Raw genomic sequence first — 19,646 nt, 5'->3', positions numbered from 1 at the left:
TTGAGTTTTAGTCATTGCTGCTGGTTTCTGTGCAATTTTGCAAATCATTCATTCACTCAATATAGTAAAACCGTTTAATTATTCATACATTTATTGAAAAACAACCGAAATAATTGATCAATTGAATCAACCAACCACTCTTTACGCTTGCGTTTAACCCATGCCCACATCTTTTCTATAGGATTTAAATCAGGACTGTATGCAGGAAGCCAAAGTATCTGATGCCCTTGTTGTTCCAATAACGCCTGAGTATCCGCTCTTTTATGAAATGTTGCATTATCCATAACCACACTACTATTCTTCGGTAATTCAGGGATCAGTAATCGCTCAACCCAAAAATGAAAAACATCAGCATTGATTTTGCAATCAAATAATCCTACTGCAAACAATTTCTGTTGATGAATTGCTCCAATTGCATTGGTCTGATTTTTTAACTGCCAATTATATTGTCCAAAGCATGGTTTTCCTCTTTGCGAATAACCATTAGGTCTATGATCATGTGACTTGAAGCCACTTTCATCAAGGTAGACAATAGGATGAATTTTTTCTAATAACTCTATTTGTTCAATAAATCTTTCTCTAAGTTCTGAGTTAGCTTTTGGGTGACTTAGCGTCTTTTTTTTATTGTAATACCTAGGCGTTTTAAAGCATCACCAATAGATGAAGCTCCACATCCAAAACGTGCAGCCCGTTCATATTGATAGTCATCAGGATATTTTTCAACATCAGCACGTAAAGCATCATTATCGATTTTAGAAGGTTTACGTGGACGAGTTCTTTTGATCTCTATACGTTTCTTCCATTGGACAATCGTATTTTTATCAATTTCAAATTGAGCAGCAACAGCTCGAATAGAATATCCTTCTTCAAGCTTAGCTAATACTTTCTTTCTAAAATGTTCTGAATAACTCATTCCATGAGTGTATGCTATTTTTAACAGATTTACTATAGAGTATGAATTGGTTTTGTGGGGTTTTTAGTATTCATCTTAAAAAAGGAAGCGATTTGCTTCCTTTTTTATTGCCAATTTTGTTTAACGCATCTTTGCCAAGAAACGGCTTAAACGATTAATTGCTTCACGTAGCTCATTTTCAGCAGGTAAGAACACTACACGGAAATGATCTGGTGTTGGCCAATTAAAACCTGTGCCTTGAACTAACAAAACTTTTTCAGCCTTTAATAAATCCAACATCAGTTTTTCATCGTCTTCAATTGGATAGATCTCAGGGTCTAGTTTTGGGAAACAGTACATTGCACCCTCAGGCTTAACACAACTTACGCCAGGAATCTCATTCAACATTTCCCACGCAATATTACGTTGTTCATACAGACGACCGCCCGGACGAATTAAATCATTAATAGACTGATAACCACCGAGTGCAGTTTGAATTGCATATTGTGCTTGATGATTTGCACACAAACGCATTGAAGCAAGCATGTCTAAACCTTCAATATAGTCTGCTGCACGTGATTTATCACCTGTGATCGCCATCCAACCTGCACGATAACCAGCAATACGATAGGCTTTTGATAAACCATTAAATGAAATGCAAAGTTGATTGCCAGCTAAAGCTGCAACTGCAACATGCTCAATGCCGTCATAAATGATTTTGTCGTAGATTTCATCTGCAAACAAAATTAAGTCATGCTTTTTAGCTAAAGCAACAATTTGCTCTAATACATGACGTGGATAAACTGAACCTGTTGGGTTATTTGGATTGATGATAACAATACCACGTGTATTTGCTGTGATTTTGCTTTCCATATCCGCAAGATCAGGATACCAATAGTTTTCTTCATCACATTTATAATGAACAGCTTTACCACCAGAAAGATTGACTGCTGCCGTCCATAATGGATAGTCAGGCATAGGAACGAGCATTTCATCGCCGTCGTTCAATAAACCTTGCATTGCCATCACAATCAGTTCCGACACGCCATTTCCAACATACACATCATTAACGTGCATATCAAAAACGCCTTTTTGCTGATAATACTGGCAAATGGCTTTACGTGCAGGGAAAATCCCTTTGGAGTCTGTATAACCAATCGCATTCGGTAGGTTTAATGCAACATCATTGATAATTTCTTGTGGAGCTTCAAAACCAAAAGGTGCAGGGTTGCCGATATTGAGCTTGATGATCTTGTGTCCTTGCTCCTCCATTTCATTGGCGGCGCGTAATACTGGTCCACGAATGTCATAGCAAACATGCTCAAGTTTCGATGATTTCTTGATTTCACGACTTGATTGAGCGGAGTGGGATGTAACAGTATTTTTAGACATAGCAGGATTCACTTTTGCATATCGGTATAAATAACTTTTAAAGGTTTCGACACTTACCAAATCAAGATCATGTTGATCTCTAAGTAATTCAACAATTTTTTCATAGGTAAAACCTGATTGTTGATATTGTTTAATTGTTGGTAAGAGTTTTTGAAAAACCACACTTTTTTTCTGAGACATTTTTTGTCCTATACAACCGTGCCCAACAAGAATAACACTATCTTTGCTTACGAGAAAGATAGTTTTGTTAAAATTTGCTTACCTCTTAATTTTAAATTGCTTTCTTTTTGCTATTGAAAATTAATGCTTAAATTTCACTAAATTGTACGTTATGAGACTAGAGTTTTTGTTATGAATGGCGTAAATATAAAACCTGATCATCGATATATTTTTAACATCAGAATAAAAGGTGTAGGTTATGGGAAAAGTCAATAAAACAGACCGGGAATGGCAAAGAGAACTATCATCAGAAGAATATCGCATTACTCGTCAGAAAGGTACAGAACCAGCATTTACAGGACAATATTGGAATAACAAACAGCATGGTATTTATGTCTGCCGATGTTGTGGTGCAGAACTATTTTCATCTGAAACGAAATACGATAGCGGTTGTGGGTGGCCGAGCTTTTATAGAGCAATTGATAGTGTGGCGATAGAAGAACATGAAGATTTATCGCATGGTATGGTCAGAACGGAAATTGTCTGCCATGATTGCGATGCACATTTGGGTCATGTGTTTGAGGATGGCCCACAGCCGACAGGACTGCGTTATTGCGTGAATTCGGCATCATTACAACTTAAAACAGAAGAAAAGAATGATGAGGAAACCTATCCATGAGTAACATTTATCAGTTTGAAGCTGAATTGTTAGAGGGAGAAACAAAAGCGCTCGCTGATTATAAAGGCAAGGTCATGCTAATTGTAAATACTGCAAGTAAGTGTGGTTTTACGCCACAATTTGCAGGACTTGAAAAGTTGCATGAAAAATATAAAGCTCAAGGCTTAGAAGTTTTAGGGTTCCCTTGTAACCAATTTGGTGGTCAGGATCCCGGCACGAACAAAGAAATTGGCGCATTCTGTCAAAGAAATTATGGTGTAAGTTTTCCAATGTTTGCAAAGGTCGATGTAAAAGGTCCTGAAGCACATGTTATTTTTCGATTTCTAACGCGTGAAGCGAAAGGCATTTTAGGTAGTCGCAATATCAAATGGAACTTCACCAAGTTTCTTGTTGGGCGTAATGGCGAAGTTTTAGGGCGTTATGCTCCAACGACTAAACCAGATGCCTTAGAAGCAGATATTGAAAATGCATTAGCAAAAAAATAATATTGAGCAACAAAAAGACGGTCATTTGACCGTCTTTTTTGTTGAATATTGCTTAAGACTGTTCAATTGATGTGGGCTTTGTTTTTCTAAAGCTGTGTAATTTACGGTTGATATCATCAATGAAGGTATAGACTACAGGAATAACCAATAACGATAAGAAGGTACTGGTAATCAACCCACCAATAACAGAAATTGCCATTGGTGCACGGAAACTCGGATCTGTTCCAATACCCAACGCAATCGGTAACATACCTGCGCCCATTGCTAGAGTCGTCATGATAATTGGGCGTGCTCGCTTATGGCAGGCATCCAACAACGCATTCAATCGAGAATAATCTTTTTCCTTTCTTGCGATAATGGCGTAATCAACCAGTAGAATCGAGTTCTTACTTGCAATCCCCATCAACATAATCAAACCAATGAGACTTGGCATCGAAAAGCTACTTTTTGCTAAAAGCAATAATACGAATGCACCGCCAAGAGATAAAGGTAAAGCGACCAGAATTGTGATCGGTTGTAGGAAGTCTTTGAATAAAAGAACAAGAACAACGTAGATACACAATACACCTGTCAACATTGCTAAACCAAAGCTTGAGAATAACTCTTGCATGACTTCAGCATCACCAATATTGGTACGTTTAACTGTTGGCGGTAGATTTTTCATGGTTGGAAGTTGATCGACTTTAGTGGCAATATCCCCTAATGGTTGATTATTCAGTTCGATATTAAAGTTGATATTACGCAAACGATTGAAGCGATCAATTTGCGATGGCCCACTTTCAATATTGACATCTGCAATCGTTCCTAACATCACAGGGCCGTGACTGCCTTTAATCATTAAGCGTTTCATTAACTCCTGATCTTGGCGAGCAGCCAAAGGAAGTTTAATGACAACGGGAACTTGACGTTGAGATAAGTTTAATTTTGCTAGATTCTGATCAAAATCACCTGCGGTGGCGATACGCAAAGTTTCAGCAATATCATAGGTGGTCACACCTAAATCTGCGGCTTTGGCAAAATCAGGGCGAATCACCAGTTCAGGACGAATCAATGCTGCACTTGAGGTAATACCTCCGATATTTGGAATCGTTCGTAATTCACGTTCAAGTTGGCGTGCAGTCGACATCAAAGCTTCTGGATCATCGCCTGAAAGAGCAAGTTGGTACTGACTATTATTTCCAGCTAGACCCACTTGTATTCGAGCACCCGGCAGTGGAGCTAATCGTTGACGAATCTGATTTTCAATCTCTTGTAAACTTGCACTTCGATCAGAGCGCTCAGTAATTTGAATGGTTAATGTAGCTTTTCTTGGTTCGCTCGAAGCTCCCCCTGAAAAAGGATCTGTTCCTGCTGCACCACCACCAATGGTTGTATAAATACTCTTGATTTCATGATGATCTTTAATCAGATTGCGTGCATATTCTGCTGTTTTTAAGGTATCAACAAATTGTGAACCGGGTGCGAGTTCTAGACGAACTTGGGTTTGCCCTGTATCTGGTGGTGGAACGAAACCCGTAGGTAGTAGAGGAATCAGCATCACTGAGCCGACAAAAAAAGCAATCGCTCCAAATAAAGTGACCCAACGGTGATTTAAACACCATGTGACTAAACGCATATAGCCACGCATGACACGTCCATCGTTGGCGCGGTCTCTGGCTAATTTTGTTGTGCCATGATCTAATTTTGCTTGGTTGTCTACAGTTTCATCTTGCTTGTCAATTTGACCAATCCACGGTTTTAAAATGTAAGCCGACATCATTGGTGTAAGCAGACGTGCAACTAATAAAGAAGCAAAAATTGCCAATGCAGCCGTCCAACCGAATTGAACAAAGAACTTACCTGCAATTCCACTCATAAACGCTGTTGGTAAAAATACTGCAATTAAGGTGAAGGTGGTTGCAATGACCGCTAGACCAATTTCATCGGCAGCTTCCATAGCGGCTTCATAAGGTGTTTTTCCCATTCGCAGATGCCGAATAATATTTTCAATTTCAACAATTGCATCATCGACTAAGATACCTACAACCAATGACATGGCGAGTAAGGTCACGGTATTTAGGGTAAATCCGAAGTAATACATCCCAATCAAGGCAGGTAAAATAGACAGTGGCAGGGCAGTTGCAGCAATGATGGTTGCACGCCAGTCCCGTAAAAATAGCCAAACCACCAAGATTGCTAAAATTGCCCCTTCATAAAGAAGCGACATCGAACCTTTGTAGTTATCTGCAACTGGTTTAACAAAGTTAAAAGCTTCTGTAATTTTAATATCAGGATGTGAGGCTTTTAGTTTCTCTAATGCTTGAGCTACACCTTTTTCAACATCGACTTCACTGGCACCTTTGCTGCGAGTAATTTCAAAACCAATCACAGGTTTACCATTCAATAGCGCAGCAGAGCGTCGTTCTGCAATTCCATCACGAATAGATGCAACTTGATCAAGGCGAATATGGCGACCATCACTGAGCGCAAGATCCATTGCACCAATCTCTGCAGCCGTTTTGACGGTTGCAATAGTACGAATTGACTGTTCGCTGCCCCCAATTTTGGTTTGACCGCCTGAGGCGTCTTGCTGAATCAAGCGTAATTGACGGGTAATATCTGTAGCAGTTGCATTTAATGCCAGTAATTTTTCAGGGTCGAGTTCAACGTCAACTTGACGAGTCACACCACCTACACGGGCAACCGCACCGACACCTTTCACTTGTAACATGGCACGTGCAATATCATAGTCAACGAACCATGACAGTGCTTCTTCATCCATTTTCGGTGATTGAATGGTGTAGGTAAGAATTGGCGAGCCTGACAAATTGATTTTACTGACAATCGGATCGCGTAAATCGGCAGGTAAATCAGAACGAACTTGAGACACTGCATTTCGAACATCATCAACCGCTTCTTGGAGTGGTTTTTCGAGTTGAAATTCTGCTGTAACCGTAACAACACCATCTTGAATATTGGTGTATTGATTTCTCAAACCTTGCAAAGAGGCAATCGAGTTTTCAATTTTACGTGCAACTTCTGTTTCCAGTTGTGGTGGGGCAGCACCCGGTAGCGCTGCGCTTACGGTGACCATCGGAAGTTCAATATCTGGGAATTGTTGTATTTTCATCCAGTGAAAACATAACAATCCTGCCAAACCAAGCATGATAAACAATAAAATGCCCGGAATTGGATTGCGGATTGACCAAGCAGAGAAATTCATCTTATTTCTCCTGTGTGGTCACAAGCTGTTTGCTGAGAGGTGTGTCAGGAATATCTTTAGCAACAGTGACCAAATCCCCATCCGTTAAGAAACCAGTTCCTGAAGAAACCAATTTTACTTGTGTTGGTAAATCCATAATCTCAACGCGATCACCCAAACGGCGACCTACAGTGACTTTTTGCTGTGTTACACGATTATTGTGATCAACAATAAACACATAAGAAAAACCATCCCGCAGTAATAATGCCGTTTGTGGAATCGTTAATGCTGGTTTCTCACCTAAATCAAATTCACCTTTCACAAACATTCCCATACGAACAGCTTGAGTCGTTGGAATATCGACATAAACCAGACCGTAACGAGTTTGTGGGTCAATCACAGGTGCTATCATTCGAACCTTGCCTGTAACTGTCGCTTGGGCTGGATCAGGAGAAATGATGCGTGCAGTCATCCCTTGTTTAAGTTTATATAAATCAGAAGAAGTGACTTCGGCACGCCATTCGAGTCGATGGTCGCGAATCAAACGGAATAATTCTTGTCCTGTTTGTGCTAGAGATCCAACCGTGGCAGTTCTTGCTGAAATAACACCATTATCAGGTGAAACCACTTGAGTTTGAGCTAAGCGTAATTGATTACTTTCAATTTGAGCTTTGGCTGCGTCAAGACGAGCTTGTGCAGTTGCTTGAGAGGTTTGATATTGTGTGGATTCTTGAGCAGAAATTGCACCCGTATTTTTAAGCTGTTGAATACGTTTGTTATTGGTAATCGCATCAGCTAAAACAGCTTGTGCTTCGGCATAACTTGCCTGAGCTGCTGCGAGGTCAGCACGTATTGTTTCACTGTTAATTTCAGCTAAAACTTGACCGCGTTTTACCTCATCACCAACATTCACATTGACGCGAGTAAGCCGTTGACCTGATAGCTCGCTCCCAATGACAACTTCTTGCCACGCTGCAATATTTCCATTTGCGGTAAAGCTTTGTTTCCAATTTTGCTGTTCAGGTTGAACAACAGTCACCGTCAGAGCTGCTTTTTGTTCTACTGAATTTGCCCCTTTGCGTTTTTCCATATTTGCTGAGCTTTTGGCTTTATTTGTTTGCCAAAACATGACTGCAATAATTAAAAAAACAACAATGATCGCTAAAATAAACCAAATTTTTTTCTTAGTTTTCTGGGGAGTTTGAGAAGCCATCTTTCCATAATCGCCAAATATTGATGACCTAAGTATAGACGAAGATTTCAACAGATGGTCAATAGTAAACTGACAGATGAAAAAATTAATAAAGGGCGAGTTTCAACACAATATAATAGGATACGGCTTATAAAGTGATCACTCGCTATAATTTCAGATTGCTATAAAGGAAGTAAGCGATTAGTCACCACGCTTTTCATTACAATCGTGGAGGTAAGGCGCTGTACATTCGGTAAAGCAGATAGACTGTCGTCATAAAGTTTTTGAAAACTTGCCAGATCTTTGGTCACCACATGCAACAAATAATCAGGATTGCCAAACAGTCGCTGTGCTTGAATCACATTTGCAATTTCACTGACCTTTTCTTCAAAGCTAGACAAAGCCCGCTTATCACCATCTTTTAAAGTCACAAAAATAATTGCCGCAAAATTAAAGCCAATTTGAGACGCTTCAAGGTCGGCATGATAGCCCTTAATGACCCCAGATTCTTCTAAAGCTTTCACTCGGCGATGGCAAGGGGATAGACTTAAGCCTATTCTTTCAGCTAATTCGGTGATAGATAATCGTCCATTTACTTGTAGTTCAGCAATAATTTTCTTATCAATACGATCCATTTGGAATAATCTACCTTTTGGGTTTAAAAACAAGCAAACATTTGGAATAACATTTTAAGCATTAAAGCCTATTCTCTCAAATCTATTTTCACCAAATGGTGAAAAATAATAATGATGACGAGTAGGTGTCTGATATGGATCTAAGTGTAATTTTTGCTTTTTGGTGTGTTTCAATTTTATTTGTTTTAACACCGGGTGCAGATTGGGCTTATGCGATTCTAGCTGGCATAAAGGGGCAGTTTGTTATGACAGCGGTGATTGGCTTGGTGTTGGGTCACTTAATCGCTATTTTATGTGTTGCAGCTGGTGTTGGCACTTTGCTTAACCATTATCCTATTCTTTTAAGTACCATGACGATTGCAGGTGCTTGTTACTTATTTTGGATGGGTATAAGTCTATTGATTCGCCCCGTGGTGATTTCAAATGAGACTAAACAAAATCAGTCACTTGAATCTGCTCAATCATGGCTAATTAAGGGAGTGGGGATTAGTGGATTAAACCCTAAAGTGCTGTTGTTATTCTTCGCTTTATTACCTCCATTTATCCATCCCAAAGTCGCACTTTCCCCAACAGCACAAATTATTGTGTTAGGAATGATTCATTTGCTAAGTTGTGCTGTAGTTTATATTTTGGTTGGAATCGCAGCGAAGAAATTATTAAGTACACGACCTCAAGCTGTAAAAATAGTCAGTCGTATTTCGGGGAGCTTAATGATTTTGATTGCCACCATATTGATGATTGGACAGCTTTCATAAGTTGCTGAAGAATCCATGCTTTGACATAGATTCTTCAGATATTTTATTGATTAAAGAATTGCTTTTAGTCGTTGTACCACTTCTTCACACTGTGCTAAATCTGCGACTAATGCCATCCGAACGTGTCCTTCGCCCGGATTACCTTGTTCGGTATCACGAGATAAATAGCGACCAGGTAACACCTTAATATGGGCTTTTTCCATCAACATTTTCGCAAAAGTTTCATCATTATCAACTTTTAACCAATAATAAAAACCTGCATCAGGTTTTTGTAAAGGTAGTAAATGTCCTAACTCTGTTTGGAATAAATCAAATTTAGCACGGTATTGTTGACGATTTTCTTCTACATGTGACTCATCATTCCATGCCGCAATCGAAGCCAATTGATGTTGAACAGGCATCGCAGCGCCGTGATAGGTACGATATTGCAAATAAGGTTTTAAGAGTGCCGCATCACCTGCAACGAAACCAGAACGCATACCCGGGAGGTTTGAACGTTTAGAAAGGGAATGGAATACGATACAATTTTTATAATCATCACGTCCTATTTCAGCACAAACTTCTAAAAGCCCAATCGGTGCTTCATCAAACCATAACTCTGAATAACATTCATCAGAAGCAATCACAAAACCATATTGATCAGACAGCGCAATCAACTTTTTGAATTGCTCTTTTGATAGTACTGTCCCTGTCGGATTACCCGGTGTGCAAACGAATAATAATGCTGTGTTTTCCCAGACTTCCGCAGGAACGGCATCAAAGTCGCCTAAATAACCATTTTCCTCGGTGCAGTTGATAAAGTAAGGCTTTGCACCTGCCAATAATGCAGCACCTTCATAAATTTGATAGAACGGATTTGGCATCACGATGTACGGTGCATCTTCGCGTTTAATTAAGGCTTGCACAAAAGAAAAGATACCTTCACGTGTACCAGAAACAGGCAAAATATGTTCTTCTGCACTAATATGATTCAGTTTGAAACGATTACTAAGCCATTGTGCAATACTTTGGCGCAGTTCAGGTTGCCCTTTACTATTAGGATAAGTCGACAAATGTGCAAAATTATCAATGATTGCTTGTTTAACGAACTCTGGTGCAGGATGTTTTGGTTCACCAATTGATAATGGAATCAATGGTAAATTGGCAGGTTGCACATCTTTAAAAAGTTGATTTAACTTTTCAAAAGGATAGGGATGCAATAAAGACAAGCTGGAGTTCATTTAAACAATTACCCAAAATAAGCGTTATAAGTCCCCAAAGATACGACATGATCATCATACCCAAGGGGGATTCAGGGGATTTTAAGATGGATTACAAATTTGATTCGATGCTTCATCTAAAGCTGCTTTCAACGTTTCCGCAAAAGCTTTCACCTCTTCATGGGTGAGTAATATACCGTTTTTCTTGGTCACAAAGAAAATATCTTCGGCTCTTTCACCTAGTGTTGCAATTCTTGCTGAGTGAATATCCAAACCTTGGAGCATAAACAATGCCCCAATCCGAGCTAAGAGACCCGGTTGATCGAGTGTTGAGATTTCAACCATATGTTGTTGTAACGTCGGATTCAGTACGATATCCACGGTATTTTGTACATCGAAATGACGTAAATGACGTGGAATGCGGCGTTGCATAATACCCGGATATTGATCTGAATGGCTCAGTGCATCTACAAGCGCAGCTTTCACTTTACGTTCACGATCAGGGTCGGTGAGTAATGTGCCAAAACGATCAAGGACTAAGTAGGTGTCTAAACTAAATGAGGTGGTTGCAGTAATAATTCTTGCATCTTGAACATCAAGATTCATGCGATCTAAGACAGCAACCGTGGTCGCAAATAAGTTCGGTTGATCACGGGTATAAATAAAGATTTGAACGGCGTCATCAGCAGCATTTCGATGTGCGCGTAATAAAACCAAAGGCTCTGGGTTATCGCCATGCTGTAAAATCGCTTGAGTATGCCATGCAATTTCATTGGCTGATTCTTTAACGAAGTATTCATCACCAAGCTCTTGCCAAACTTTTTCGACTTCCGCGAGAGAGAAGTCATTGACCAATAATTCACTGGCAGCAAATTTGGTGTCTTCAATTAACATTTGATAGTCAACAGGACGACCTAAGCCTGAACGAATGACATCTCGCGCATAGGTATACAACTGGCGCATAAGGGAAGCACGCCACGTATTCCAAAGTTTAGGATTGGTGGCATTAATATCAGCGACCGTTAAAGTGTATAGATAGTCCAAATGTTCCATGTCACCGACTTTTTCGGCAAATTCTTTGACTTCATCTGGATCAGAAATATCTTTTTTCTGTGCAGTAAGGGACATGAGTAGATGATTGTTAATCAACCATGCTACAAGTTTACATTCACGTTCAGTAAAACCATGCGTGCGACAGAACTCGATGGCATCTAATGCCCCTAATTCACTATGATCACCGCCACGACCTTTCGCAATATCATGGAAAATTGCTGCCATATAGACAATATCGTGACGCGCAATACGTTGGAATACTGAACTCACCACAGGAAATTCTTTAGCGAATTCAGGTTCTTTAAAGCGACTTAAGTTTCTGAGCAATAATAAGGTGTGTGCATCTACAGTGTAGATATGGAACAGATCGTACTGCATTAATCCTGTAATCTGTCCAAACGAAGGAATGTAGTTCCCTAGTACGCCATAACGTTTCATCGCCACCATCGTGTCATATAAGTGCGGTGAGCGAATAATTGACATGAATAATGCTTGATGTTCTGGATTGTCCCTGAAACGTTGGTCAATCCGTTTTGCTGCGAGCACAAGAAGACGCAAGGTACGGGCACGTATGCCTGTAATTTCTGGTCGATTGGCTAACAGATAGAATAGTTCTAAAATTGCACTCGGCTCTTCAGAAAATACTTTGTGATGCTGAACAGCGAGTTTGCCGTCTACAATTTTAAAGCGGTCATTAATGTCGATAATTTGGCGTTCATAATCAGGCAGACGAGGAGTAATGACTGATTCATTGAAATAGGCAAGTAACATCTCATTCAGCGTTGAAACTTGTTGAGCTGTTCGATAATAACGTTTCATGAATTGTTCAACTGCAAAGTTCACAGGTTGACCTTCTTCGCGAACATAACCAAATTTTGCTGCTATATCTCTTTGATATTCAAATAATAAGCGGTTTTCATCTCGTTTAGCGATACGATGCAAATGGGTTCTAATCTCCCATAAGAAACTTTCAGCTTCTTCCAGTACGCCTAATTCAAATTCAGTAATAAAGCCTAAGTGGACTAAATCATAAATACGATTGACACGGAAGTGACGTTTGGCAATCCAACCAATCTGATTAATATCACGAATACCGCCAGGTGCATTTTTGATATCTGGTTCTAAATTGCTTTCAGTATTATTGTGTTGAGCGTAGCGCTTGGTCTGTTCCACCATTTTGGCATCATAGAACGTTTTATCTGTCCATGTTTGGGCGACAATACGACGTGGCCATTTAGCCAGTTGTTCATTGCCTGTAATTAAACGTGCCTCGATTAAAGTTGAAGCAACAGTTAAATCATTTGCTGCTTGTTCAACACAGTTTTGAATCGTACGAACGCTAATACCAGGTTTAAAATTACCAACATCCCATAAGGATGAAATAAAAGTTGAGATCAGTTTTTCTTGTTCTTCGCTGATTTCATCTTCAGATAAAATCATAATGTCGGTATCGGAATATGGCAGCATTTCGCGACGGCCATATCCTCCGACCGCAAATAAACCTAATTCAGTTTTATTTAATTCAGCATGATTCCATAAAAAGACTAAGGCCTCATCAATCGAGTTGGAACGAGCCTTAATCACTTCACGAATAGCTTGCCCATTTTCATAACTCTCTTGTAATTGCTTTTCTACATCTGTTCGCCATTGATTAATGGCTTTAATATCATGATGACTGGTGACATAGTTCAACAAAGGAGATGTATTGATCATGAAAATGGGTCTACTCAATTTAAGTTAAGAGTTTGTGTGTACGCTCACTTGGTCAGCAGCTTGTTGCGCTAATTCACGTGCTTGGTCTGTTGTTTCAGCGCGTGCTGTTGCAACTCCCATACGGCGACGTTTAAAACCTTCAGGTTTACCAAATAAACGTAAGTCAGTATTCGGATTGGCTAAAGCAAGATTCAAGCCATCAAAGTTGAGGTTATTCGCATCTACACCTGCATAAATCACGGCACTTGCAGCAGTACTATGGCGAGCTGTATTAACAGGTAAACCCAAAATAGCACGCGCATGCAATTCAAATTCGCTTTGGAATTGAGAAGCTAAAGTTACGAGACCCGTATCATGTGGGCGAGGGGAAACTTCGCTGAACCAAACTTTATCGCCTTTGATAAATAGTTCTACACCAAAGATACCACAGCCACCTAATGCAGTTGTTGCTTTGTGTGCGATACGTTTAGCTTCTTGTAAGGCAGCAGCAGTCATTGGTTGAGGTTGCCAGCTTTCGACATAGTCACCCGCATCTTGACGGTGTCCAATCGGATCACAGAAATGGGTTTCGATTTCGCCAGTCTTAGGATTTTTTGCACGAACTGTTAACAACGTGATTTCAAAATCAAAATCAATTTGTGATTCGATAATCACTGTACCTTGGTTAACACGACCGCCTTGCATCGCATATTCCCAAGCGGCATCAACTTCATCAAAGCTTTTAACGCGAGACTGACCTTTACCTGATGATGACATCACAGGTTTTACAAAGTTTGGATAACCGATGTCATCACATGCCGCGCGGAAACTTTCTAAAGTACTGGCAAAGCGATAAGCTGATGTTGGTAGGCCGAGTTCTTCAGCAGCTAAACGACGAATTCCTTCGCGGTTCATTGTGAGATTGACTGCTTTAGCTGAAGGAATAACGGTTGCTGTTTGGCTTTGTTCAATTTCTACAAGCACTTCAGTTGCAATCGCTTCAATTTCAGGAACAATCAAATTGGGTTGAATTTTTTCAATGAGTTGTTTTAATTCAGTTGGATCAGCCATATTCAAGGTATAAGAAAAATGTGCAACTTGCATGGCTGGTGCATGATCATAACGATCTGCGGCATGAACTTCGACACCTAAGCGTTGTAAAGAAATCACAACTTCTTTACCTAGCTCCCCAGAACCTAACAGTAAAACCTTAAATGCAGAAGATTGAAGTGGAGTTCCAAGAGTGACGCTCATGCGTGTAATCCTATCCTGAGTAATTTGTGGTTAAGCATAGCAGAACTTTTTGATGAATTAAGCTTGCCTGATACAAAAAAACAAGGTTTTGTTAGACAAAAAATATGACTTATCATCGTGTTGATCTGTTTAGACATTGACTTGATAGTTAAGTCGTAAGTCATCTGCATTTTGACCACGGATTCCCCAATTTGATTTTGGGGTTTCAAAAATTGTAATTTCAATATCTTGTGGGGAAATACCGCATTGCTGCTGAATATTAGAAAAAATTGATTGAATAAATTGTTTTTTTGCCGAAGTTGTTCGCCCTTCAAACATTGAAATTTCAATAATCAAATATTGTTCACTGCGATCATTTGGATATATAAAATCTTCCGGAGCTAAAGCAATAAAGCGCTGAAATTTTTTTTCTACAGGATAATCTAAGCTTGTGACCAGTGCTTGATGAATAGCATCTGACAATTGAGTTCTAAATTGTTGAATCGTTTGATGTAGTGCATAAATTTTGATTTGAGACATAAATAAGTTATTCCAAAATTAAGATTAGAAATTTTGATTCACATGATATTTTTATTTCACCACTTTAAATGATATTGGCATTAAATCAATTCTTTAGAACGTAGATTGTTCTATGGGATAAATAAGTAACAACGATTGAGTATTGTTGCTGAATTGACTAGCATAATGCGCAAATGTTCCATTGGCGATTTGATATGTTTAATACAAAAACTCATGTAGCGACAATAATGTTGTTTAGCAGCCTTTTATTGACTGCATGTGATCATTCAAGCAATCAGCCAGAAAAAAAAGTGGAAATTAAAGCAGCACCCAAACTTAATAATGATGCAACAAGTTACGCACAAGCTGCTTGGAAGCTCATTAATGAAATTGATCCAATTGTCTACAATAAACAATCTGCTGAGATCGAAGACAAAGTTAGAAAACCATTACGACAACTCAGTACCGATTGGCGAATTAATGTCAAAATGACGGATTCTGTAACTGAAGGAAAATATGCGCTATGCCGTAAAGCATTGACCAGTCTTGATACTTGGGCAAGAGATGTTAAAGATAATGAGAGTTCGTCAACGCAAAAGCAAGCTGACTACGAACGAGACAAGGCACAGTGTAAAGATGCAATTGATAATCCAGCTTTAGGCAATACCTCACCTAAATAAAAAAGCGAGATGATCCATCTCGCTTCAGTTGGTTAAAGCTATCATGGGTTTGGGGTTATGACGTTTTTCCTGTTTTTGTGGCTTCCTGCTTGATTTGTGTGGTTGATGTCGTTGCTGCTTTTTTAGTATCCGATGACATTTTCATGGTGTCATGTTTCATTGTATCTTTTGCTTTCGTGGTTTCTTTTTTAGTTTTTACGACATTTGCTGCTACGCATTTGCCACCTTTATGATTTGGTCCTGTGCCACCCTGTAATTGAGTTCCTTTCGGGCAGGCAAATGCACTTGCGCTTAATACGGTGAATAAGCCTGCTGTTAGAATTGTTGCGACTTTTTTCATAATTGTCATCTGAATCAGGTAAGCGATAGTGCTTATGATTAATTTAGACGAGTTTTTAACAACAAAGCAGAATGATTTTGTGAATAATTTAAATGGAAGCGTAGTGTTTTATAGCGAGAGTTTATCTTTTAATTTATGTTTAAGATTAAGCGGATATTGCATAATAGATGATCTAATTTTCTAAATAAGATCATACTATCGCCTTAAGACTTTATTGCTTTAGATAACCGACAGCAGCGACTTTCTTTAACTTTTCAATATCAATCACCTCAATTTTTTTAAAACCAAGTTGTATGATTCCTTGTTTTTCAAATAGATTTAATTCTTGATTAACAGTTTGTCTTGAGATTGTTAGCATATTAGCAAGTTGATCTTGTGAAATTTGAATATTGAAATCTTGAATAGAAGAACGGTTGCCATAGCCTTCAAGTATAAATAACAAGCGTTGTGCAAGACGCTGGCTAATACTTTGAGTCTGAATTGCAATTTGTTCTAAAAAGACATAACGGAGTTTTTGACTGGTAAGCAAAGCAAAGTAATACCAGTAATAGGGATTTTGCAGTAGAAATGCTTTAAGTGGTTGTGCTGGAATTTGTAAAACGACACTTTTCTTGAGTGCAATAGCATCATGAGAGCGTGGTTGCTGGTCAATAAGAGAAATTTCTCCAAACCACATGATGGGTTCAGCAATTGCAGCAATCGCCTCATTCCCATTCACATCGATGTATCCCAAACTAATCGATCCTTCAAGCACACCATAAACACCATCAAAAGGGTCTTGAGCATGAAATACGGCAGCATTTTTTTCTATGTTATATTTTTTTCCATGCTTGATGATGAAGTTTTGAAATGGTAAATCTAGGTGGCTGAACCAAGCATTTTGATGTAAATGTTTAATATAAATTGCATCTAACACAACATTTCCTTTGTTAAAAATAAATCCATTTGTCAGCTACATGACAATTTCACATACTCATTTCTTATAGATTAACAGCATAAACTAAATATATGAGGAATGAGCAATGACAAATTTGGAACGACAACTCAGTCAGTATGCTGCTTACCATTTAGACCGAAATAATATTATGACTCATTTTGTGGGGATTCCTTTAATCGTTTTCTCTATCTTATGTTTAACTGCGCGAGCAGGCATCGAGATATCAGGTTTTCCTATGACATTGGCAATGCTGCTCATTGTTTTAAGTAGTATTTATTATCTTACACTCGATAAGCTATTTGGCACTTTAATGCTGCTTTTGTTGGTATTGGCTTATCCTTTTTCAGTAAAAATTGCAGCTTTATCTATGTGGAGTTGGTTAGGTGCTAGCATTGGTATTTTTGTTGTAGGCTGGGTCTTTCAGTTTGTGGGGCATTATTTTGAAAAGAAAAAACCTGCATTTGTTGATGATCTGATTGGTTTGGCAATTGGTCCATTGTTCGTTTTAGCTGAGTTCGTATTCTTACTGGGTTTCCGTAAACCATTACATCAGCGTATTTTGAAAGAAGCTGAAAGCAAACGTGCCGCGATGGATATGAAAGTCCAAACTGCATCTTAAGCCCTAGATGATTTTAAAAGAGCCGAGATCATTTAGATTTCGGTTTTTTTATTGCAATAAATAGATCATTTAAAATGTGCGATCGGCTTGTTATGCTGAATGGCCTTTAACCCAAGATTTATATTTAAAAGCAAATGACAGGACTTTACGAATATTGGTCATTACCGCACAAGTTAAGCATTAAATGTCCATCATGTCAGCGCAAAGCGAGTTTTGAATTTGCTCGATTAGCCAAGATTCAACTCAAAAAAGATATCGAGTATTTTCAGCAACATTTAGATTTTGAATATCAGCGTTTTCAGGATAGCTGTGGTGGTTATTGGAATGCTGCTTTTTACTATCCCAATTTATCAGTTGATTTGCAGCAGATTCGCGATTTACCTGAGACCTATGATCTACAAAAATGGTCTGTGCCTTACTCTGCAATGAATAAAGGCGGAGTGATGTGTGAATCTTGTGGTTGTCGTCAAAAACATGAACTGAATTGGCCAAATGATGCCTATTATGTGGTGATGTATAGACAACAAGCGCTATGGGCATTTCATCGTGAAGCGGCGATAGATCTCTATGATTATTTAAAAGAAGATTTACGTGATCATAAAAAATATCGCCACTCTTTCTTTTTGTTGCATATCCCGACGATTTTTAAACAGAAGAAGGCAAGAGCGCATGTGACCAAACAATTACAGAAATTATTAAAAAATCAGTAAGATGGGATGACCGATTTTTAATGTCATTTTATGTGTAGATTGCAACAAATTCCTTGATGGTTTGAACAATCAGTTGAGGTTTTTCTCGATGGGGAACATGCCCACATGCTTCAATCAAATGTAATTCTGCATCCGCATATTGGGCTAATCGTTCAGGTTGCGCTAAGCTGCCATGTGCTGCGGAAAACAAGATTGCCGATCTGGCCCAGCAATTTAATTTTAGTGAGCGGAATTTAAAACGGCGTTTTCAATTGGCGACGCAGATTTCTCTCAATCAATATTTGCAACAGGTGAGAGTTGATAAAGCCAAGAAGTTATTATTAATCACAGATATGACTATTCAGCAAATTGCTTATGAAGTGGGCTATGAAAATGTGAGTTTCTTTATTCGAATATTTAAAAAGATCACAGCTTGTACACCGACGCAATGGGTCAAATAAATGATTGAATCGTGGTTTGTGATTTACCTAAAGATTTTGATTGATACATGAGCTGATCTGCTGTCTTGGTTGCATCTTCTAGGTTTTCTGGCAATTCAGATAAAATGGCTAAACCCATACTAAAATCGACGCCATATTTTTGATTTAAGCCACTTTCTGCAAATGATGTTCGTAAGTGATGATCACAAAGATATGCTTGGGTTTCATCAATATCTAATAAAATAATTGCGAATTCATCACCGCCTAAACGGGCAACAATGTCTGAAGAACGACATGATTTTTTTAGAACTTGTGAAAATTGCAATAAAACTTCGTCACCACGATGATGTCCATGAGTATCATTCACTGCTTTAAAACCATCGAGATCAATAATTCCAACGGCGAATAACGACTGTTTACGAAAATTTAATTTACGCAAAATACGATATTCAATATCGAGAGCACGGCTATTATCGAGAGAGGTGAGCTGATCTTTCATTGCTAAATTTTTCATTTCTTGCCAGTTTCTTCTAACATTTATGAGCAAGAAAGCAACGATTGAGAACAAGCCTAGACGAACGATTGTATTCCAAAAGGGAATGATAGGGTTTGAATACAGATGACCTGCATTAATATCAGCAAATAACCATGTAATTGCTGATATTAAAATTGTAACTACGGTAACTTTAGCATGGTCGTACCATGCTGCAATTGAAACAGGCAGTAAATAGAACACCGAGAACGAATACTCATAACCTGTCGCCAAGTCAATCATACCAAGTACAGCAGTGATGAGCAGAATCAACAACCGCCGTTTCATTGGATTATGCGCGAATAATCGTCCTAGGGTTTTTTCCATAGTGCCTTTATATTGA

At 38.8% G+C, this 19,646-nt stretch carries 21 protein-coding genes and 1 pseudogene; 8 read left to right on the top strand and 14 right to left on the bottom strand.

Annotated features, from left to right (window positions below):
* Positions 1-74: 74 nt before the first annotated feature.
* The 3 genes from O1449_RS08935 to O1449_RS08925 form a co-directional block, all read right to left on the bottom strand.
* Positions 75-569: an IS630 family transposase gene (locus tag O1449_RS08935; protein WP_269239689.1), complete on the bottom strand. Its 495-nt coding sequence runs from the start codon at positions 567-569 to the stop codon at positions 75-77.
* Positions 570-607: 38 nt separating this feature from the next.
* Complete coding sequence (locus O1449_RS08930) at positions 608-913, bottom strand: IS630 transposase-related protein (protein ID WP_269228194.1); 306 nt, start codon at positions 911-913, stop codon at positions 608-610.
* A gap of 120 nt (positions 914-1,033) precedes the next feature.
* Positions 1,034-2,464, bottom strand: coding sequence for a pyridoxal phosphate-dependent aminotransferase (locus tag O1449_RS08925; RefSeq protein WP_269238101.1), 1,431 nt, complete (start codon positions 2,462-2,464; stop codon positions 1,034-1,036).
* A gap of 238 nt (positions 2,465-2,702) precedes the next feature.
* Here O1449_RS08925 and msrB point away from each other — a divergent pair, with 238 nt between their 5' ends.
* Together msrB and O1449_RS08915 are read left to right on the top strand one after the other, a co-directional pair.
* On the top strand, positions 2,703-3,122 hold the full coding sequence (gene msrB / locus O1449_RS08920; RefSeq protein ID WP_269230103.1) for a peptide-methionine (R)-S-oxide reductase MsrB: 420 nt from the start codon (positions 2,703-2,705) through the stop codon (positions 3,120-3,122).
* Positions 3,119-3,607, top strand: coding sequence for a glutathione peroxidase (locus O1449_RS08915; RefSeq protein WP_087536210.1), 489 nt, complete (start codon positions 3,119-3,121; stop codon positions 3,605-3,607). Before msrB ends, O1449_RS08915 begins: the two co-directional genes overlap by 4 nt.
* Before the next feature lie 52 nt (positions 3,608-3,659).
* On the opposite strand, the gene O1449_RS08910 is transcribed toward O1449_RS08915, so the two are convergent.
* From O1449_RS08910 to O1449_RS08900, 3 genes are all read right to left on the bottom strand, one after another.
* Positions 3,660-6,809 (bottom strand): efflux RND transporter permease subunit, encoded by a 3,150-nt coding sequence (locus tag O1449_RS08910; protein WP_269238100.1) that lies wholly within the window; start codon positions 6,807-6,809, stop codon positions 3,660-3,662.
* A gap of 1 nt (position 6,810) precedes the next feature.
* Positions 6,811-8,001, bottom strand: a complete 1,191-nt coding sequence (locus O1449_RS08905; RefSeq protein ID WP_269238099.1) for an efflux RND transporter periplasmic adaptor subunit — start codon at positions 7,999-8,001, stop codon at positions 6,811-6,813.
* A gap of 161 nt (positions 8,002-8,162) precedes the next feature.
* The gene (locus O1449_RS08900) at positions 8,163-8,615 is read right to left on the bottom strand and encodes an Lrp/AsnC family transcriptional regulator (RefSeq protein ID WP_241283461.1); all 453 of its coding nucleotides are present in this window, start codon (positions 8,613-8,615) and stop codon (positions 8,163-8,165) included.
* A gap of 134 nt (positions 8,616-8,749) precedes the next feature.
* Between O1449_RS08900 and O1449_RS08895 the strand changes: the two genes are divergently transcribed.
* The gene (locus tag O1449_RS08895; protein WP_269230106.1) at positions 8,750-9,370 is read left to right on the top strand and encodes a LysE family translocator; all 621 of its coding nucleotides are present in this window, start codon (positions 8,750-8,752) and stop codon (positions 9,368-9,370) included.
* Between the two features lie 50 nt (positions 9,371-9,420).
* Here O1449_RS08895 and dapC read toward each other — a convergent pair whose 3' ends face one another.
* From dapC to O1449_RS08875, 4 genes are all read right to left on the bottom strand, one after another.
* Positions 9,421-10,590 carry a succinyldiaminopimelate transaminase gene (gene dapC, locus O1449_RS08890; RefSeq protein WP_269238098.1) on the bottom strand — a complete coding sequence of 390 codons (1,170 nt, stop codon included), beginning with the start codon at positions 10,588-10,590 and terminating at the stop codon, positions 9,421-9,423.
* An 81-nt stretch (positions 10,591-10,671) separates the two neighbouring features.
* Entirely contained in the window at positions 10,672-13,335 is a 2,664-nt protein-coding gene (gene glnD, locus O1449_RS08885; RefSeq protein ID WP_269238097.1) for a [protein-PII] uridylyltransferase, read from the bottom strand.
* A gap of 24 nt (positions 13,336-13,359) precedes the next feature.
* On the bottom strand, positions 13,360-14,577 hold the full coding sequence (purT, locus tag O1449_RS08880) for a formate-dependent phosphoribosylglycinamide formyltransferase (RefSeq protein WP_269239688.1): 1,218 nt from the start codon (positions 14,575-14,577) through the stop codon (positions 13,360-13,362).
* 120 nt (positions 14,578-14,697) lie between these two features.
* Complete coding sequence (locus O1449_RS08875) at positions 14,698-15,087, bottom strand: tautomerase family protein (protein ID WP_050039576.1); 390 nt, start codon at positions 15,085-15,087, stop codon at positions 14,698-14,700.
* Positions 15,088-15,281: 194 nt separating this feature from the next.
* Between O1449_RS08875 and O1449_RS08870 the strand changes: the two genes are divergently transcribed.
* On the top strand, positions 15,282-15,746 hold the full coding sequence (locus O1449_RS08870) for a hypothetical protein (RefSeq protein WP_269238096.1): 465 nt from the start codon (positions 15,282-15,284) through the stop codon (positions 15,744-15,746).
* A 55-nt stretch (positions 15,747-15,801) separates the two neighbouring features.
* Here the strand turns inward: O1449_RS08870 and O1449_RS08865 are convergent, their stop codons facing one another.
* The gene (locus O1449_RS08865) at positions 15,802-16,086 is read right to left on the bottom strand and encodes a hypothetical protein (RefSeq protein ID WP_269238095.1); all 285 of its coding nucleotides are present in this window, start codon (positions 16,084-16,086) and stop codon (positions 15,802-15,804) included.
* Positions 16,087-16,297: 211 nt separating this feature from the next.
* Positions 16,298-17,002 (bottom strand): Crp/Fnr family transcriptional regulator, encoded by a 705-nt coding sequence (locus O1449_RS08860; protein WP_269238094.1) that lies wholly within the window; start codon positions 17,000-17,002, stop codon positions 16,298-16,300.
* A gap of 106 nt (positions 17,003-17,108) precedes the next feature.
* Between O1449_RS08860 and O1449_RS08855 the strand changes: the two genes are divergently transcribed.
* Both O1449_RS08855 and O1449_RS08850 read left to right on the top strand, forming a co-directional pair.
* A complete protein-coding gene (locus tag O1449_RS08855; protein ID WP_269230113.1) occupies positions 17,109-17,642 on the top strand; it encodes an Mpo1 family 2-hydroxy fatty acid dioxygenase in 534 nt (177 codons plus the stop codon).
* A gap of 134 nt (positions 17,643-17,776) precedes the next feature.
* On the top strand, positions 17,777-18,352 hold the full coding sequence (locus tag O1449_RS08850; RefSeq protein WP_269238093.1) for a hypothetical protein: 576 nt from the start codon (positions 17,777-17,779) through the stop codon (positions 18,350-18,352).
* A gap of 28 nt (positions 18,353-18,380) precedes the next feature.
* Here O1449_RS08850 and O1449_RS08845 read toward each other — a convergent pair whose 3' ends face one another.
* Positions 18,381-18,542 (bottom strand): alpha/beta fold hydrolase, encoded by a 162-nt coding sequence (locus tag O1449_RS08845; RefSeq protein ID WP_269238092.1) that lies wholly within the window; start codon positions 18,540-18,542, stop codon positions 18,381-18,383.
* Between O1449_RS08845 and O1449_RS16355 the strand changes: the two are divergent.
* Positions 18,520-18,591 (top strand): annotated as a pseudogene (locus O1449_RS16355) (hypothetical protein); the annotation flags it as partial. The gene O1449_RS08845 and the pseudogene O1449_RS16355 overlap by 23 nt on opposite strands.
* A 12-nt stretch (positions 18,592-18,603) precedes the next feature.
* Entirely contained in the window at positions 18,604-18,792 is a 189-nt protein-coding gene (locus O1449_RS08840; RefSeq protein WP_269230116.1) for a helix-turn-helix domain-containing protein, read from the top strand.
* Here the strand turns inward: O1449_RS08840 and O1449_RS08835 are convergent.
* On the bottom strand, positions 18,785-19,630 hold the full coding sequence (locus O1449_RS08835; RefSeq protein ID WP_269238091.1) for a GGDEF domain-containing protein: 846 nt from the start codon (positions 19,628-19,630) through the stop codon (positions 18,785-18,787). The two genes, O1449_RS08840 and O1449_RS08835, sit on opposite strands and share 8 nt — an antisense overlap.
* Positions 19,631-19,646 lie beyond the last annotated feature (16 nt).

It is taken from the genome of Acinetobacter sp. TR3 (assembly GCF_027105055.1).
Classification (GTDB): Bacteria; Pseudomonadota; Gammaproteobacteria; order Pseudomonadales; family Moraxellaceae; genus Acinetobacter.
Note: the sequence above shows the minus strand (reverse complement) of the source record. Positions and strands in the feature narration are given on the sequence as shown.

Excerpts from the sequence above, each read along its gene's own strand:
- O1449_RS08930 (WP_269228194.1), bottom strand. The coding sequence starts at position 913 with ATGAGTTATTCAGAACATTTTAGAAAGAAAGTATTAGCTAAGCTTGAA.
- O1449_RS08925 (WP_269238101.1), bottom strand. The coding sequence starts at position 2,464 with ATGTCTCAGAAAAAAAGTGTGGTTTTTCAAAAACTCTTACCAACAATT.
- msrB (WP_269230103.1), top strand. The coding sequence starts at position 2,703 with ATGGGAAAAGTCAATAAAACAGACCGGGAATGGCAAAGAGAACTATCA.
- O1449_RS08915 (WP_087536210.1), top strand. The coding sequence starts at position 3,119 with ATGAGTAACATTTATCAGTTTGAAGCTGAATTGTTAGAGGGAGAAACA.
- O1449_RS08910 (WP_269238100.1), bottom strand. The coding sequence starts at position 6,809 with ATGAATTTCTCTGCTTGGTCAATCCGCAATCCAATTCCGGGCATTTTA.
- O1449_RS08905 (WP_269238099.1), bottom strand. The coding sequence starts at position 8,001 with ATGGCTTCTCAAACTCCCCAGAAAACTAAGAAAAAAATTTGGTTTATT.
- O1449_RS08900 (WP_241283461.1), bottom strand. The coding sequence starts at position 8,615 with ATGGATCGTATTGATAAGAAAATTATTGCTGAACTACAAGTAAATGGA.
- O1449_RS08895 (WP_269230106.1), top strand. The coding sequence starts at position 8,750 with ATGGATCTAAGTGTAATTTTTGCTTTTTGGTGTGTTTCAATTTTATTT.
- dapC (WP_269238098.1), bottom strand. The coding sequence starts at position 10,590 with ATGAACTCCAGCTTGTCTTTATTGCATCCCTATCCTTTTGAAAAGTTA.
- glnD (WP_269238097.1), bottom strand. The coding sequence starts at position 13,335 with ATGATCAATACATCTCCTTTGTTGAACTATGTCACCAGTCATCATGAT.
- O1449_RS08875 (WP_050039576.1), bottom strand. The coding sequence starts at position 15,087 with ATGTCTCAAATCAAAATTTATGCACTACATCAAACGATTCAACAATTT.
- O1449_RS08870 (WP_269238096.1), top strand. The coding sequence starts at position 15,282 with ATGTTTAATACAAAAACTCATGTAGCGACAATAATGTTGTTTAGCAGC.
- O1449_RS08865 (WP_269238095.1), bottom strand. The coding sequence starts at position 16,086 with ATGAAAAAAGTCGCAACAATTCTAACAGCAGGCTTATTCACCGTATTA.
- O1449_RS08855 (WP_269230113.1), top strand. The coding sequence starts at position 17,109 with ATGACAAATTTGGAACGACAACTCAGTCAGTATGCTGCTTACCATTTA.
- O1449_RS08850 (WP_269238093.1), top strand. The coding sequence starts at position 17,777 with ATGACAGGACTTTACGAATATTGGTCATTACCGCACAAGTTAAGCATT.
- O1449_RS08835 (WP_269238091.1), bottom strand. The coding sequence starts at position 19,630 with ATGGAAAAAACCCTAGGACGATTATTCGCGCATAATCCAATGAAACGG.